This is a genomic window from Streptosporangium sp. NPDC023615, assembly GCF_040640155.1.
Classification (GTDB): Bacteria; Actinomycetota; Actinomycetes; order Streptosporangiales; family Streptosporangiaceae; genus Streptosporangium.
The window spans coordinates 85,212-100,396 of sequence record NZ_JBFABE010000004.1; the positions used below are offsets into that span (position 1 = coordinate 85,212).

Consider the following 15,185-nt stretch of genomic DNA (forward strand, 5'->3'; position numbering starts at 1 on the left):
CGGTGGAGCTGTCCTGGCTGAACTGGCTGTACACGGCCGTCGCCCAAGTAATCACCTGGATTCACCAGGGCTACAGCACCTTCATCCCGAAGGACAACGGGCTCAACTGGGCGCTGACCATCATCACGCTCACCGTTCTGATGCGGCTGTTGATCTTCCCGCTCTTCCTCAAGCAGATGAACTCCTCGAAGAAGATCCAGGAGCTCGCGCCCAAGGTCCAGGAGATCCGCAAGCGCTACAAGAACGACAAGCAGCGGATGAACCAGGAGGTCATGGCGCTCTACCAGGGCCAGGGCGCCAACCCCCTGGGGGGCTGCCTGCCGATCCTGGCGCAGTTCCCGATCTTCATCTCGATGTTCACCGTGCTCCAGGCCATGGCCGCCGGACAGGTCAAGTTCGGCATGACCCAGGAGCTGGTGAACGACGCGCGGGCCGCGCACATCTTCGGCGCCCCCATCCCCGCGACGTTCTTCACGAGCTCGGCCGACATCGTCAAGCTGAGCGCCGACCCGATCGTCACGAAGGTCGTGCTCGCGATCTTCGTCGCGGTCAGCTCGCTGACCACGTTCCTCACCGTCCGGCAGAGCGTGACCCGCTCGATCGCGCAGATGCCGGACAACCCGATGGCACAGCAGCAGAAGATCCTGATGTACATCTCGCCGCTGTTCGCGATCTTCTCGCTGAACTTCCCCCTCGGCCTGATCCTGTACTGGGTGACGACGAACGTCTGGACCCTCGGCCAGCAGCACTGGTTCTACAGCCGTAACCCCGCCCCGGTGACCGACGCCAAGGGCAACGTCACGATTCCCGAGCCCAAGCCGGGGCTGCTGAGCAAGGTCAAGAAGCCCGCTCCCGAGCCCGAGGCGCCGCCCGTGCCCGAGGCGAAGGTGATCCGCCAGCAGCCCACCCGCCAGCCCCGCAGCAAGCGGAGCGGCAGCAAGAAGTCCTGACGTCCCATCCCGACAGCACGAAGGAGTGGCCGGACGTGACCGAGGCCGAGGCCGAGAAGGAGCCCGCGAAGGCGGCTCCCGATCTCGCCGCCCTGGAGCAGGAAGGCGAGATCGCGGCGGACTACGTCGAGGGTCTGCTCGACATCGCCGACATAGACGGTGACATCGACATGGATGTCGAAGGCGATCGCGCCGTGGTGTCGGTCGTGGACATCAAGGGCGGCGATCTGGTCGGTCCCAACGGCGAGATCCTGGAGGCCATCCAGGAGCTGACCCGCCTGGCCGTGCACCGCCAGACGGGCGAGCGGTCCCGCCTGATGCTCGACATCGGCGGCTACCGTGACCGCCGCCGGAGCGAGCTGAGCGAACTCGGCACCAAGGTCGCCGCGGACGTCAAGCGGGACGGCGAGCCCAAGTCGCTGCAGCCGATGACGCCGTTCGAGCGGAAGATCGTGCACGACGCCGTCGCGGCGGCGGGCCTGCGGAGCGAGTCCGAGGGCGAGGAGCCCCGCCGTTTCGTGGTGGTCCTGCCCGTCTGACGCCCGGCGGGTGGAGCCTTCACCGCTCGTGCCCGCGCCGGTGAGCCAGAGACCGCCGTCCCCGAATCCTTCGGGGGCGGCGGTTTTTCCTTGCCCACCGACCTGGCCGGCGAGCCCTCCGGGACGGCTTCGAGACAGTCCCGTACGCGCGGCCTGTACGACGACGCGGAGGCGGGCCGTTAGCCTTGAGAACGGCCTGACCCCGACATGTCCAAGGGAAGAGTGAACGTCGAGTGAGTGACCACATCCCCGAACCGCCCGAGGTCGCGCGCGAGGTCTTCACCGGCGACGCCTGGGCGAGGGCGCAGGCGTTCGCGGAGCTGCTCGCCGGTCCAGGAGTGGTACGCGGGCTGCTCGGCCCCCGGGAGGTGCCGCGCCTGTGGGACCGGCACCTGCTCAACTGCGCGGTGGTCGCCGAGGTCGTACGTCCGGATGTGCGCCTGGTCGACATCGGTTCGGGCGCCGGCCTGCCGGGCCTGGTCCTGGCGATCGTACGGCCGGACATCACCGTCACCCTGCTGGAGCCGCTGCTGCGTCGCACGGTCTTCCTGGAGGAGTGCGTGGCGACCCTGGAACTCGGCAACGTCGAGGTGTTGCGCGGCCGCGCGGAGGAGTTCGCGGGAAAGCGGGAATTCGATGTCGCCTCGGCCCGGGCGGTGGCGCCGTTGGGGCGTCTGCTGAAATGGTCGTTGCCGCTGTTGCGGGAGGGAGGCGAGTTGCTGGCCATGAAGGGCGAGCGTGCCGCCGAGGAACTGGCGGACGCCAAGGAGCAATTGCACACGAGTGCCGTCCAAACCGCCGAGCTCGCATCGGTCGGGCACGGTAAGGTCGAGCCGCCCGCAACTCTCATCCGGGTGGTCGCCGGTCGCGCTCCCGAGGGGGCGCGGAAGGCCTCCGGCCGGAAGGATCGCGCCTCGCGGAGCAAGCGCGAAGCCAGTGGATGAACCGAGCAAAGCGAGTACGAGGCCAGTGAACGACCGTGCGCATTCGATCATCGGCGCGACGAGCGGTCTCGGCTGGCCGGGGCACTCCGCGGCTCCGCCACATGGACGCCTTTCCGGTCTCGGCTGGCCGGCACCGGCTTCCGGTGCCCATGTCAGGCCGGTTGAAAGGACGACGCCCGTGACCCAGACCCCCCTTAACCCCGGCGACTCGCCGCTGGTACGAGAGGCACTCAGTTCAGTGGTTTCACGTGAAACATCGGCCCAGAAGACCGCCGCCACCAATGGAACCAGCGCCGCTCCCGGGGCCGTCGCCGGTGCCCGGGACGGAGACTGGCCCCGGCCCGCCAAGACGCGGATCTTCACCGTGGCCAACCAGAAGGGCGGGGTCGGCAAGACCACGACCTCGGTCAACCTCGCCGCGGCGCTGTCCATGCACGGCCAGCGGGTCCTCGTGGTCGACCTCGACCCGCAGGGCAACGCCTCGACGGCCCTGGCCGTCGAGCACCGGGGCGACGTCCCGGACATGTACAAGGTCCTCGTGGAGGACCTGCCGCTCGCGGAGGCGGTGAAGGAGGTCCCGGACATGCCGGGCCTCTACTGCGCTCCCGCCACCATCGACCTGGCCGGTGCCGAGATCGAGCTGGTCTCCATGGTCGCCCGGGAGGCTCGCCTCCAGCGGGCGCTGGCCGCGTACGACGCCGTCACGTTCGACTACATCCTCATCGACTGCCCGCCGTCGCTCGGCCTGCTGACCGTCAACGCGCTGATGGCCGCGAACGAGCTGCTGATCCCGATCCAGTGCGAGTACTACGCCCTGGAAGGTCTCGGCCAGCTGCTGAGGAACGTCGATCTGGTGCGGGCCCACCTGAACCCCACCCTCGACCTCTCCACCATTCTCATGACCATGTACGACGGGCGTACCCGACTGGCCTCGCAGGTGGCCGAGGAGGTCCGCTCGCACTTCGGCGCCACCGTGCTGAGCACGCTGATCCCCCGGAGCGTGCGGGTCTCCGAGGCGCCCAGCTACGGTCAGTCCGTCATGACCTACGACCCGGGCTCCAGCGGAGCGATGGCCTACATGGACGCCGCGCGAGAGATCGCTTACCGCGCTGTGACCGTATGAGCGCCGGGAGCGCCGCGGCAGTCGCCGCGGACATGTCAGTCTGGGTGTCACCTTGAGCGTCGGGAGGGGCCGTGAGTAAGCAACCGAGGGGACTTGGCAGGGGTCTGGGGGCGCTGATCCCGACAGGTCCGGCCGTCGTCGCGGAACCACCGGCGTCGATGACCGCGACGCTGGTCGCCCCCGAGCCGATCACCCCCGAGCCGGTCGTGCCTGAGCAGGCCGGCCCCCGGCCGGTCGTGGGCGCCTACTTCCTCGAGATCCCGGTCGAGGACATCCTTCCCAACCCGCGTCAGCCCCGGGACGTCTTCGCCGAGGAGGCCCTGAAGGAACTGGCCGCCTCGATCAGCGAGGTCGGCCTGCTGCAGCCGATCGTGGTGCGCGCGGCGGGCGAGGGAAAATATGAGCTGATCATGGGCGAGCGACGCTGGCGCGCCTCCAAGCTGGCCGGCCTCTCCGAGATCCCCGCGATCGTCCGCAGCACCCAGGAGGACAAGCTCCTGCTCGACGCCCTGATCGAGAACCTCCAGCGCGAGCAGCTCAACGCCCTGGAGGAGGCGGCGGCGTACCGCCAGCTGCTCGACGACTTCGGCGCGACCCACGAGCAGCTCGCCACCCGCATCGGCCGCTCCCGCTCGCACGTGACCAACACGATCCGCCTGCTGAACCTCCCGGCCGCGGTGCAGCGCAGTGTGGCGGCGGGCACGATCAGCGCCGGGCACGCCAAGGCTCTCCTGCGGCTGGAGGATCCCGCCGCTCAGGAGCATCTCGCCAACCGGATCAAGGCGGAACTGCTCTCGGTCCGCGCGGTGGAGGAGATCGCCGCCGTCGGCGACGCGAAGGCGGCCCCGGCGCCGACCCCGCGGGCCCCCCGGGCGAAGCCCGCCGAGGAGCCCGCCCTGCGGCACCTGGCCGACCGGCTCTCCGACCGCTTCGAGACCCGCGTGAAGGTCGACTTCGGTCGCCGCAAGGGACGCATCGTGGTGGAGTTCGCGACCATCGACGATCTGGAGCGCATCATCGGGACGATGGCTCCCGGGTCGCTGCAACCCACGGACGGATGACCCCGCTCGCGGTCCGGATCGACCGCGAGACGGACAACGGACCTCGCGCCGGAGGCGAGTGATCGAACCGTCTGAGTGACACCCTCCCGGAAGGCGCCGGTCCTGGCGCCTCCCCCGGATGCCCTCGCCCTCTACCGGCGCCTTCTTCCCGACCCCTTCCGGCGGAGCGTCAGGACGCCTCCCCTTCCGGAACCCACTCTCCGGCACGCACACGGCTGTTCCGGAGGACCCCTGTTCGGAGGGTGAGGCCTCGCTCGTGCCGTGCCCGCCGGACGATCGCCGTTGTTTCACGTGAAACAACGGCTGCCGGCCTTTCCCGCCGTCCGCCAAACGGCATCGCTTCCGTGTCGACCACCCCGGCCAACGACCACCGGTCATCCGGTGGCAGCCTCTGTCGTTCGTTCACGGAGAACTCGGCGCCCGTACGGACACCGTGCTTGGGGTAGGGGGTGCGGCGCCGCTTCCACGGGAGCCCGCGTCACGCCCCCTGTGACAAGGTGCCGCCCGCCTTCCTGGTCGTCTCCGCGCCTGCAGGGGCGATGTTTCACGTGAAACACGGCGCAGCCGCGAGCGGTTCCCCTCGGGCGACAACCGTGAGGCGGCTCCGGGAGGATTCCCGCGTGCGTCGAATCCCGTGCGGGCCGATGGAGCGCTCACCGTCCACGGGTCACGGTTCATGTTTCACGTGAAACACGGACGGGTCAGGAGCCGGTGGCTCCACGGACGGCGAGCGTGATGTCGGCGACGAAGGCGTCGATGTGCTCGGGGGTGGTGTCGAAGGCGGTCACCCAGCGGACCACGTTCTCGGTGGCGTCCCAGACGTGGAAGAGGTACCGCTGCATCAACTCCACGATGGCCTTCTCCGGGAGGGCGGCGAAGACGGCATTGGACTGCACGGGATGGCGGAGGGAGACACCGGGAAGATCCGCGACTCCCCCGGCCAGCCGGTGGGCCATGGCGTTCGCGTGGGCGGCATTGTCACGCCAGAGATCGTCGGTGAGGAGGGCGGTCAACTGGGCGGAGACGAAACGCATCTTGGAGGCGAGCTGCATGCCCTGCTTGCGGAGGAACGGCGCCGAGCCGTCCAGCTCGGGGCGGAGGATCACGAGCGCCTCGGCACCCAGGGCCCCGTTCTTGGTGGCACCGAAACTGAGGAGGTCCACGCCCGCGTCCGTGGTCAGGGACCGCAGGGAGCAACCCAGTTCGGCCGCGGCATTGGCCAGACGGGCACCGTCCATGTGCAGGAAGAGGCCGTGCGCGTGCGCGAACTCCGCCAGCTCCGCGATCTCGGCCGCCGTGTAGCAGGTGCCGCACTCGGTCACCTGGGAGATGGAGACGACGCGAGGCTGGGAGTGCTGGATGTTGCCCAGCGCTCCCAGTTCGCCCCGGAGATCCTCGGGGGAGATCTTGCCGTCCGCCGTGGGGAGGGGGATCAGCTTGGTGCCCAGCACGCGTTCCGCGGCCCCGCCCTCGTTGGTGTTGATGTGGGCGGTGGCCGGGCAGAGCACCGCATCGTAGGGGCGGAGCGCCAGCCCGAGTCCCACGACGTTGGCTCCGGTGCCGTTGAACATCGGATAGGTGGTCGCCCGGGGACCGAACACGTCACGGAAGGCGTCTTCCATCGCCGTGGTCCAGACGTCCCCACCGTACGCGGGAGCGTCACCGGTGTTCGCTTCAAGGATGGCCGCGAGCACCGCGGGGTGCACTCCCGCATGGTTGTCGCTGGCGAAGCTTTTGGGGAATCGAGTCGAGGTCAGCACACGGTCAGCGTAAGGGGGAGGCCGGACCGCCTTCGCCCGCGTTCCGGCCCCGTCCCTCAGCTCACCTCGTCGTGCCGTCGGCCCGGTTCGTGCTCTCCCCGGTCGCCGGTCCCGGCCGCAGTCGAAGATCCGCCTGCCGGAAGGCACGCCCGGCCGATGACTCCCCTCCCCGAGGACCCTGCCGAGCGAGGGGCACGCCTGCCGGGAGGGAGGGAGCGGGGTCAGGCTCCCCGGGCGGCGGCCTGCTCCAGCAACACCCGGCACAGGGCACCGAGGTCGTCTCCGGCCGCCTCGGCCGCCATGGGAAGCAGGGAGGTCTCTGTCATACCGGGGGCGACGTTCACCTCCAGGAAATGCGGCAGCCCGTCGGCGTCGACGATCAGGTCGGTGCGGGAGACGTCCCGGAGACCGAGGGCGGTGTGCGCGGTCACGGCCATCTCGGCGCAGGCCGCCGAGGCCTCGGGCGAGAGGCGTGCCGGAGCGAAGAACTCGGTGTGCCCGGCGGTGTAGCGGGCCGCGTAGTCGTACACCCCCTCGTTGGGGACGATCTCCACCGGCGGGAGGGCCACGGGCCCGTCCCCGAGGTCCACCACGGAGACGGCCACCTCGACACCCTCGATGCAGCGCTCGATCAGCGCGGTGTCACCGTAGGCGAAACACCCGACCATGGCCGCGGGAAGCTCCTCGGCGGAACGGACGACCGAGGCGCCGAGCGCCGACCCGCCCCGGGACGGCTTGACGAAGAGCGGCAGACCGAGCCGGTCGACGATACGGGCCAGCACCGCGGAGGCGCCGAGATCGTGGAAGGTCTCCTTGGGCAGGGTGACCGACGCGGGGGTGCGCAGCCCGACCGAACGGACGACCGTCTTGGCGGTGGGCTTGTCGTAGGCGACCCGGCAGGCGTCGGGGCCGGCGCCCACGTAGGGGATGGAGAGGAGCTCCAGCACCGAGCGGATGGCGCCGTCCTCTCCGGCGCCGCCGTGCAGGGTCACGAAGACCGCGTCCGGCGGGTCCGCGAGCACGGCGGGGACCAGTGACGCGTCGGTGTCCCTGGTCTCCACGGAGATGCCCGCTCCCCGCAGCACCTCGCTCACCCGGCGGCCCGAACGCAGCGAGACCTCCCGCTCGTAGGACAGGCCGCCCGCCAGGACGAGCACGTGGCCCAGATCACTCATCAGTTACCTCCAGCGTCCAGGCCCCGGCCCCGGGGCCGGGGAGAAACGCGGCGCGTTGCCGCACGAATCGGTGACGTCTCCGGTGGCGACGGTGACCGGGCCACCACACGGAGCGGCGGTCCCCCTCGCCACCGGGCCGGCGGCGAGGAACCTCGCCGCGCGTCGGCGCAGAAGGTCACCGTACGGCACCGGCGGGGGGAGCTCGTGCCGCCGGTCCCCCCGAACGGAAAGCGCCCCCGAGACGGTCTGCGAGACGCTCGCCGTCACGAGTCCCGGAGCGCCCGGACGCTCGTCGTCACGGGACGTGGGCCGGTCCGGGACTCACCGGTGCCGGCGGCGGATCACCACCCGGACGGACCGCGAGCCGGACGGGTTCACGCCCGGACGGCCACGGGCCGGAGCGAACGCCGGACGGACCGCCCGAACGTCCCCGTCCGCACAAACCGTCCGCACAAACCGTCCGCACAAACCGTCCGCACGGACCGCCCGGGCGGGGCCCCTGGAGCGGGACCGCCCGGACGGACCGCCGGAACACGACGGGTCAGGCGAGGTCGGGCGCGGGGGTGTCGACCCCGGCCCGCTCCGGGGACGACCCGGTGCCGAAGGTGTCGCGCAGGCGGAGCTCCTGCTCGATCACGCCGGCCAGGCGGCGGACGCCCTCCCGGATGCGGTCGGGCTCCGGATAGCAGTAGGAGAGCCGCATGTGCCGCGCGCCGCTGCCGTCGGAGAAGAAACCGGTCCCCGGCACGAAGGCCACCCGCTCGGCGACGGCCCGGGGCAGGAGCGCCTTGGAGTCGAGCCCCTCGGGCAGGGTGGCCCAGACGAAGAATCCGCCCGCCGGGCGGGTCCAGGTGACGCCGTCGGGCATCAGCGCCTCCAGCGAGGTGAGCATGGTGTCGCGGCGCTCGCGGTAGAGCTCCCTGAACGTCTTGATCTGCTCGCGCCAGGGCTGCGTGGCCAGGTACTGGCCGACGGCGAGCTGGGTGAAGGAGGAGTGCGACAGCACCGCCGACTCCATCGCCAGCACCAGCTTCTCCCGGATGGGGTGCGGGGCGAGCGCCCAGCCGACCCGGAAGCCCGGGGCCAGCGTCTTGGAGAACGAGCCGAGGTAGACCACGCCGTCGGCGTTGTCGGCGCGCAGCGTCCGCATGGGCTCGCCGTCGAAACCGAGCATGCCGTACGGGTTGTCCTCGACGATCAGCACGTCGGCCCGCTGGCAGATCTCCAGCACCTGCTGCCGTCGCGCGGCGCTGAGCGTGACCCCGGCGGGGTTCTGGAAGGTGGGGATCGTGTAGAGGAACTTGATCCGGTTGCCGGCGCTCTTCAGCGCGTAGATGGTCTGGGCCAGCGACTCGGGGACGATCCCCTCGGAGTCCATGGCGATGTGGATGACGTTGGCCTGGTAGGCGGCGAAGGTGCCGAGCGCCCCGACGTAGGAGGGGCCCTCGGCGAGCACCACGTCACCCGGGTCGATGAAGATCCGCGTGATCAGGTCCAGGGCCTGCTGGGAGCCGACGGTCACCACGACGTCGTCGGAGTTGGCCTCGATCCCCTCCATGCGCATGACGTCGCAGATCTGCTCGCGCAGGTGCGGGTCTCCCTGACCGGAGCCGTACTGCAGCGCGACCGTGCCGCGCCGGGCGACCAGGTCGGCGACCAGCTCGCCCACCACGTCCAGCGGGAGAGCGGTGACGTAGGGCATTCCGCCGGCGAGCGAGACCACCTCGGGCCTCGACGCGACGGAGAAGAGAGCTCGGATCTCGGAGGCGACCATCCCGGTTGCGCGGGCTGCGTAGCGGTCGACGTAGGAGTCGATACGCGAGCCCTGGGTGGGGGCGACGGCCTGACCGTGATCTTTGTTCTGGGGCACGGTCCACCTCCTCGATTGTTGGAGCATTAAAATGCTCATGCTAGAGAAACCAGGTTACGTCAGGGGTTGCGGTCGTCCGCGTGGGGGGACGGGACCTCCTGAAACCAGGACCCGCACTGGGCTACGATGCCAGCGATGACGCCGTTTTCGCGCGTTTTTCGCCATGGCTTGCACTCGTCTCGCCAGGATTGGGGCCAACAGGTGTCGCGTCGGCTGGCAAACGTCACCCTCGACAATCTCGACGACCTGCCGCGCCGTTGCCGCCGGTGCGTCTTCTGGGAACTGGATCCGGTCAACGCCGAGCGGGCCGTGAAGGCCGGGGATCCCGGGCTGGAGAAGGAGGCCTGGATCTCGTCCACCCTGCTGGAGTGGGGGAGCTGCGGCAAGATCGTTTATGTGGACGGGGTGGCGGCCGGCTTCGTGCTCTACGCGCCGCCGCACTACGTGCCGCGCGCGGTGGCCTTCCCGACCTCGCCGGTCAGCGCGGACGCGGTGCTGCTGATGACCGCGCACATCATCCCGGAGTTCTCCGGCGGTGGCCTGGGCCGCATGCTGGTCCAGGGCATGGCCAAGGACCTGACCCGTCGCGGGGTACGGGCGATCGAGGCGTTCGGCGACCTGAAGTGGGAGCAGCCGGGGGCGTGCCTGATGCCCGCCGACTACCTGCTGTCCGTGGGATTCAAGACGGTGCGCCCGCACCTGCGGTTCCCGCGCCTGCGGCTGGAACTCAAGAACGCCGTCTCGTGGCGTGAGGACGTCGAGGTGGCACTGGAGAGGCTGCTCGGGTCCATGAGCCCGGAGAGGGCCCTGCGACCCGTCTGAGGGCCGTCTGGGCCGCGCCGACGGCCCCGCAGGGACACCCCGCGGGACCGTCCCGACGCGATCACCCCCACGGGCGGCCTCGCCGGGGCCGCCCCGGCGAGACCGGGGCCGCCTCGCGAGACCGCAGCCGCCCGGATGCCCGGCACCGCCCGGATGCCCGGCACCGCCCGGATGAGACCGCAGCCGCCCCGGTGGGACCGTGGACGGAGCGCCCCGGTGGGACCGCACCCCCGGGGTCCCCGCATGGAGAGAGCCCCCCGCCGTGGGGGCGGGGGGCTCTCTCGTGGGTGGGTGTGCCGCTCGGAAGCGGGTGATACGGCGGGGGCCGTGGGGAGCCACCTGCCGCAGGGGGCCTGGACGATGCCCTCGAGTTCGCGGAGCGGCATGGCCTTCGGCTCGGCACCGAACGATCCGCTTCGCGAACTCTCCGTCCTATAGACGCCCGAGGCGGGAATCCGGAGTACGCCGTGACGCGTGGCCGTCACCGGATTCCCGTCGGCTCCCGCCGACGCGCGGCGTGACGCCGACCGGCCCTGTGGACCGGCCCGGAGGACGGCCCGGCCCGCGGCCCGCCGTCCCCTCCGGTGTCACGCGTGGCCGTGGTCGGCCAGCCAGCGCTCGGAGTCGAGCGACGCGGCACAGCCGGTGCCCGCGGCGGTGATGGCCTGGCGGTAGATGTGGTCGACGACGTCGCCGGCGGCGAAGACGCCGTCCAGGTTGGTACGCGTCGTCGGGGCCTCCACCTTGACGTAGCCCTCGTCGTCGAGCTCCACCTGGCCCTTGAAGAGCTCGTTGCGGGGGTCGTGGCCGATCGCGATGAACAGGCCGGTGGCGGCGAGGTCGGTCTCCGCGCCGGTCTTGAGGTTGCGCAGCCGCACCCCGCTGACCTTGTTCTCGCCCAGCACGTCGACCACCTCGCTGTCCCACACGAAGCGGATCTTCTCGTTCGCGAACGCGCGATCCTGCATGATCTTGCTGGCGCGCAGCTCGTCACGGCGGTGCACGACGGTGACCGAGGAGGCGAACCGGGTCAGGAAGGTGGCCTCCTCCATGGCGGTGTCGCCGCCGCCCACGACCACGATGTCCTGGCCGCGGAAGAAGAAGCCGTCACAGGTGGCGCACCAGGACACGCCGTGGCCGGAGAGCCGCTTCTCGTTGGGCACTCCCAGCTCCCGGTAGCCCGAGCCGGTGGCCAGGATGACGGACCTGGCGAGGTAGGTGTCGGTGGCGGTCCTGACGACCTTGGGGTCGGCGGTCAGGTCGACCTCCACGACGTCGTCGGCGACCAGCTCGGCGCCGAACCGCTCGGCCTGCTTGCGCAGCCCGTCCATCAGGTCGGGCCCCATGATGCCGTCGGGGAAGCCGGGGAAGTTCTCCACCTCGGTGGTGTTCATCAGAGCACCGCCGGCGGTGACCGAGCCCTCGAAGACCAGCGGGTTCAGCTCGGCACGCGCGGAGTAGACCGCTGCCGTGTACCCGGCGGGACCCGATCCGATGATGATCACATTCCGGACGTCCATCAGTGCTCGTGCCTCTCCCTCTGTCGTTGCCACCGGCGTCAACAGATCCTAGGCGCCGGTGATTCCCGCCCGTCGTGACGCCCGGCCCGCCGAGGCGCCGGTCCGCTCGGGGGTGGAAGAGCCGAAGGCCCGGCACGGAACGTGTTCCGTGCCGGGCCTCGTGAGACCGGAGCGGCTCCGGTCCCGGTGTGTTCTCGAACTCACCGCGATCTTCCGGCGTCCGTGACGCCGGTCACCTCCAGCGTGCGAGGGCGGGCTTTCTCACCACGTCGCACTGGGGGCCCATCACGTGGACGCTCACCGTGTTCTTGGCCTGATCCTTCCAGAAGAGCAGGATGTTGGCCTCTTGACCGTTGTAGAAACCCTGGTCCACGGCGAAGGGCGACGCGCCGACCTTCGCGGCGACCTTCCTGACGCACGCGTCGGTCCCGGACTGCCCGGCGGTCCCGTCGAGGATGGTCGCCGGGCCGATGTAGTCCAGCAGCGCGCCCCGGAGCTCGGCGTCGGTGTAGTTGTAGTTGCTGTCCGTCAGCGTGTACCGGACCGTGTCGGACGCCAGGGGCGGGCCGCTGGGGGATCCGGCCGGGTCGGGCGCGGTGAGCGTCCCGGTCGCCAGCGCGGTCGCGCCGATCACCACGGCCGCCGCTCCCGCCGCCACGGCGGGCATCGCCCACCGGCCACGCCGGTTCGCGCCGCGACGCCTCGCCGGGACCACCGGGGTCACGGTGCCGTCGTCGCCGACGACCCCCAGCCGAACGGCGGGCTCCGGCTCCTTCTCGGGGAGAGGGGTCTCCCACGGCGCCGGCTCGGGAGAGGTCGTCTCCCACGGCGCGTCGCGCATCATGTCTTCCCAGGCCGGTGCCTCCACCAGCCCGATTCCACCACCTCCACGGAAGCTCTCCGCCTCGGCGGCCAGGGCGCGGTCGATCCTCAGCGCGACTCCCATCGGCATCGCCGGGGTGGGCGTCGCCGCGAGCATCTCGCGGACCGCTGCCAGGTCGGCCAGGCTTTCGCCACACGGATCGCAGATCGCGAGATGCTCGCGTACCCGCATGGCCGTGGTGTCGTCGAGGAGTCCCTCGGCCAGTTCGGCCAAGATCTCCAAGTCGTAGTGCGTATCAGCCGTCACGAAGTTCTGCTCCCTTCGCGGATGAGACGCGGGTCAGGTCCGATCGGTTCCGCAAATGGGAAAGAATCGGGGCGAGCTTCGCCCTGCCGCGCGCGCATCGGCTCTTCACCGTGCCGCTCGGCACCTCCAGGACCTGGGCCGCGTCTTCGACCGAGTAACCCATCATGTCCACGAGCACCAGCGCGGCGCGCTGGTCGGAGGGCAGCAGCTTCAGGGCCGCCGACACCTCCATGGACACCTCGCGCTCGGCCGTCTGGTCGAGCACGGGAGTCTCGCGCTCCGCGGCCTCGACGAGCTCGTCGTCGGCCACGGGGCGCACCGATTTCCTGCGCATGCGGTCCAGGCAGGCGTTGACCACGATCCGGTGCAGCCACGTGGTCACCGCCGCCTCGCCGCGGAAGCTCCCGGCCTTGCGGTAGGCCGAGACGAAGGCGTCCTGAACGGCATCGGCCGCTTCGTCGGGGTCGCCCAGAGTGCGCAGGGCGACGGCCCACATGCGGTCCCGATGTCGCTTGACTATCTCGCTGAAGGCGTGCGGATCCCCGGCGATGTGCCGGGTGAGCAGCTCGGCGTCGGGCACGGGGCCCTTCGCCGTCTGGTCGTCCGCCGCCGGCGGGTTGTCTGGTGGGGAATTCACAAGGAGAGTCCTGCTGCCGGTCCGGGGAGAACACCACTACGGGATAGATGGTGCCACGGATTCATGGATGATCTGTAAGAAGCTGACTAAAAGAGATCGAATCAACCGATGTCACTTGGTCGCCATGATCTTCGCCTCCACCACCTGGCCGCGGAACCCCTCGGGTGAGGAGGGCATCTCGGTGAACCAGACGAGCACGTACCGGCCCTTGTGCGGATTCTCGGCGGCGAACGTCTTCTTGCCCGAGAGCCCGTTGAACTTCGCCACCACGTCCATGGCGGTGAGTTCCGCGGAGTCGCCGATCCTGAGCTCCGCGGTGCCGCCCGAGGTGCCGCCGAAGTCGATCGAGACCTGCTTGACCGGGATGCTCCTGCCCATGTCCAGCAGCAGGCCGACGCCCTTCTTGAGCCGTCCGAAGTCGGCGGAGTCGTAGGTCTCGGAGTGCCAGTCGGTGGACTCCTTGCCGTCGACCGCGCCCGGGGCCCACCTGCTGCCCTCCTCCCGGTCGCCCAGCGGGTCGAAGCCGATGACCGAGGAGGGCTTCACCTCCCGCACGGCGACGGTCGCGATGGGCGTGGGCGTGGCGCTGCGCTCACCCGGGGCCGGGGTGCCCGCGTTGCCGATGCTGCGGCCCAGCGTCCAGGCGCCCAGGCCGACGGCCGCCATCACCAGCAGCACGACCACGGTCATGGCGACCTTGTTGAGCATCCCTCCGCCGGCGGCGGGGCGGGCACCGGGGTGATGTTGCTGGTGTTGCTGGTGGTGCGGCGGGGGAGGCGTGTGACGCCTCGGCGCCTCGGTGTCGACGCCCTCGGAGCGGGAGGCCGCCACCGGCAGCGCCGTCATCGGCATCGGTGCCGGTATCGGCATCGGGCTGGGCCGGGCCACCGAGGCCAGGGCCTCGGCGAAGTCGGCGGGCGTGGTCAGCGGCTCCAGCGAGCGCCGGGTCTCCGGCAGGATCGCCCGGCAGACGATGGCGTCGAGGTAGCCGGGAACGCCCGCGGTGACCTGACGCGGCGTGCAGAAGTGCCCGTCGCCCACGGGCGCCACGGGCAGCCCGCCGCCGTCGCGCTCGTCACCGGGCCAGTGGCCGGTCAGCCCGGCGTACAGCAGCCGGCCGAGCCCCTCGGTGTCGGCGCGGGCCGGGTCGTCGCTCGTCACGTCGTCCAGGACCGCGTCCACCCCCAGGCCGAGCAGCTTGACCGTGCCGCCGGCCGTCCACACCAGCTGCCGGGGGGTCAGGCAGAGGTGGGCGAGGCCCGCCTCGTGCGCGTGGGCCATGGCCTCGGCGGCCTCGGCGACCATCGCGGCGGCCCGCTCGGGGTCGAGCGGACCACCGGCGATCATGTCGCCGAAGTTCTCGCCGCTCACCCACTCGCTGACCACGTAGGTGTGGCCGTCGTCCTCGGTCGCGTCGAAGACCTGGGTCAGGCGGGGGTCGGTCAGCCGGCTGGCCACCCGGGCCGCCGTGACGACCTCGTTCAGGCGGGGGAAGTCGGGATCGAAGGTGTGGACGGCGACGGGCCGGGCGAGCACCTCGTCGATGGCCTTCCACAGGGTGGCTCCGCCCGCCTCGTGGACACGGTCCTCGAGGCGGAAACGATCGGCCAGCTTGGTGCCGGGTTCGACCGCCGGTGAACTCATACCTGCCCCGC

General features: G+C 70.7%; 13 protein-coding genes. 6 read left to right on the plus strand and 7 right to left on the minus strand.

Annotated elements, in window-relative coordinates:
- The first annotated feature begins 2 nt into the window (after positions 1-2).
- The 5 genes from yidC (at position 3) to AB0G16_RS04595 (ending at position 4,617) form a co-directional block, all read left to right on the plus strand.
- Complete coding sequence (gene yidC, locus AB0G16_RS04575; protein WP_362798518.1) at positions 3-950, plus strand: membrane protein insertase YidC; 948 nt, start codon at positions 3-5, stop codon at positions 948-950.
- Positions 951-985: 35 nt separating this feature from the next.
- On the plus strand, positions 986-1,489 hold the full coding sequence (locus AB0G16_RS04580) for a R3H domain-containing nucleic acid-binding protein (protein WP_362798521.1): 504 nt from the start codon (positions 986-988) through the stop codon (positions 1,487-1,489).
- Positions 1,490-1,722: 233 nt separating this feature from the next.
- Complete coding sequence (gene rsmG / locus AB0G16_RS04585; protein WP_362798524.1) at positions 1,723-2,433, plus strand: 16S rRNA (guanine(527)-N(7))-methyltransferase RsmG; 711 nt, start codon at positions 1,723-1,725, stop codon at positions 2,431-2,433.
- A gap of 238 nt (positions 2,434-2,671) precedes the next feature.
- A complete protein-coding gene (locus AB0G16_RS04590; RefSeq protein ID WP_362798527.1) occupies positions 2,672-3,556 on the plus strand; it encodes a ParA family protein in 885 nt (294 codons plus the stop codon).
- 71 nt (positions 3,557-3,627) lie between these two features.
- Positions 3,628-4,617 (plus strand): ParB/RepB/Spo0J family partition protein, encoded by a 990-nt coding sequence (locus tag AB0G16_RS04595; RefSeq protein WP_362798530.1) that lies wholly within the window; start codon positions 3,628-3,630, stop codon positions 4,615-4,617.
- 701 nt (positions 4,618-5,318) lie between these two features.
- Here the strand turns inward: AB0G16_RS04595 and AB0G16_RS04600 are convergent.
- From AB0G16_RS04600 to AB0G16_RS04610, 3 genes are all read right to left on the minus strand, one after another.
- On the minus strand, positions 5,319-6,377 hold the full coding sequence (locus AB0G16_RS04600; protein WP_362798533.1) for a beta-eliminating lyase-related protein: 1,059 nt from the start codon (positions 6,375-6,377) through the stop codon (positions 5,319-5,321).
- 221 nt (positions 6,378-6,598) lie between these two features.
- Entirely contained in the window at positions 6,599-7,552 is a 954-nt protein-coding gene (locus AB0G16_RS04605; RefSeq protein ID WP_362798536.1) for a D-alanine--D-alanine ligase, read from the minus strand.
- Positions 7,553-8,093: 541 nt separating this feature from the next.
- Positions 8,094-9,326: a PLP-dependent aminotransferase family protein gene (locus AB0G16_RS04610; RefSeq protein ID WP_362798945.1), complete on the minus strand. Its 1,233-nt coding sequence runs from the start codon at positions 9,324-9,326 to the stop codon at positions 8,094-8,096.
- Positions 9,327-9,623: 297 nt separating this feature from the next.
- Here AB0G16_RS04610 and AB0G16_RS04615 point away from each other — a divergent pair, with 297 nt between their 5' ends.
- Entirely contained in the window at positions 9,624-10,244 is a 621-nt protein-coding gene (locus AB0G16_RS04615; RefSeq protein WP_362798539.1) for a GNAT family N-acetyltransferase, read from the plus strand.
- 587 nt (positions 10,245-10,831) lie between these two features.
- Here AB0G16_RS04615 and trxB read toward each other — a convergent pair.
- The 4 genes from trxB to AB0G16_RS04635 form a co-directional block, all read right to left on the minus strand.
- Positions 10,832-11,767, minus strand: coding sequence for a thioredoxin-disulfide reductase (gene trxB, locus AB0G16_RS04620; protein WP_362798948.1), 936 nt, complete (start codon positions 11,765-11,767; stop codon positions 10,832-10,834).
- A 229-nt stretch (positions 11,768-11,996) separates the two neighbouring features.
- Positions 11,997-12,893: a zf-HC2 domain-containing protein gene (locus AB0G16_RS04625; RefSeq protein WP_362798542.1), complete on the minus strand. Its 897-nt coding sequence runs from the start codon at positions 12,891-12,893 to the stop codon at positions 11,997-11,999.
- Positions 12,883-13,530, minus strand: coding sequence for an RNA polymerase sigma factor SigM (sigM, locus tag AB0G16_RS04630; RefSeq protein ID WP_362798545.1), 648 nt, complete (start codon positions 13,528-13,530; stop codon positions 12,883-12,885). The genes AB0G16_RS04625 and sigM overlap by 11 nt, the downstream gene beginning before the upstream one ends.
- Before the next feature lie 111 nt (positions 13,531-13,641).
- Positions 13,642-15,174 (minus strand): protein kinase family protein, encoded by a 1,533-nt coding sequence (locus tag AB0G16_RS04635; protein WP_362798548.1) that lies wholly within the window; start codon positions 15,172-15,174, stop codon positions 13,642-13,644.
- Between the last annotated feature and the right edge of the window lie 11 nt (positions 15,175-15,185).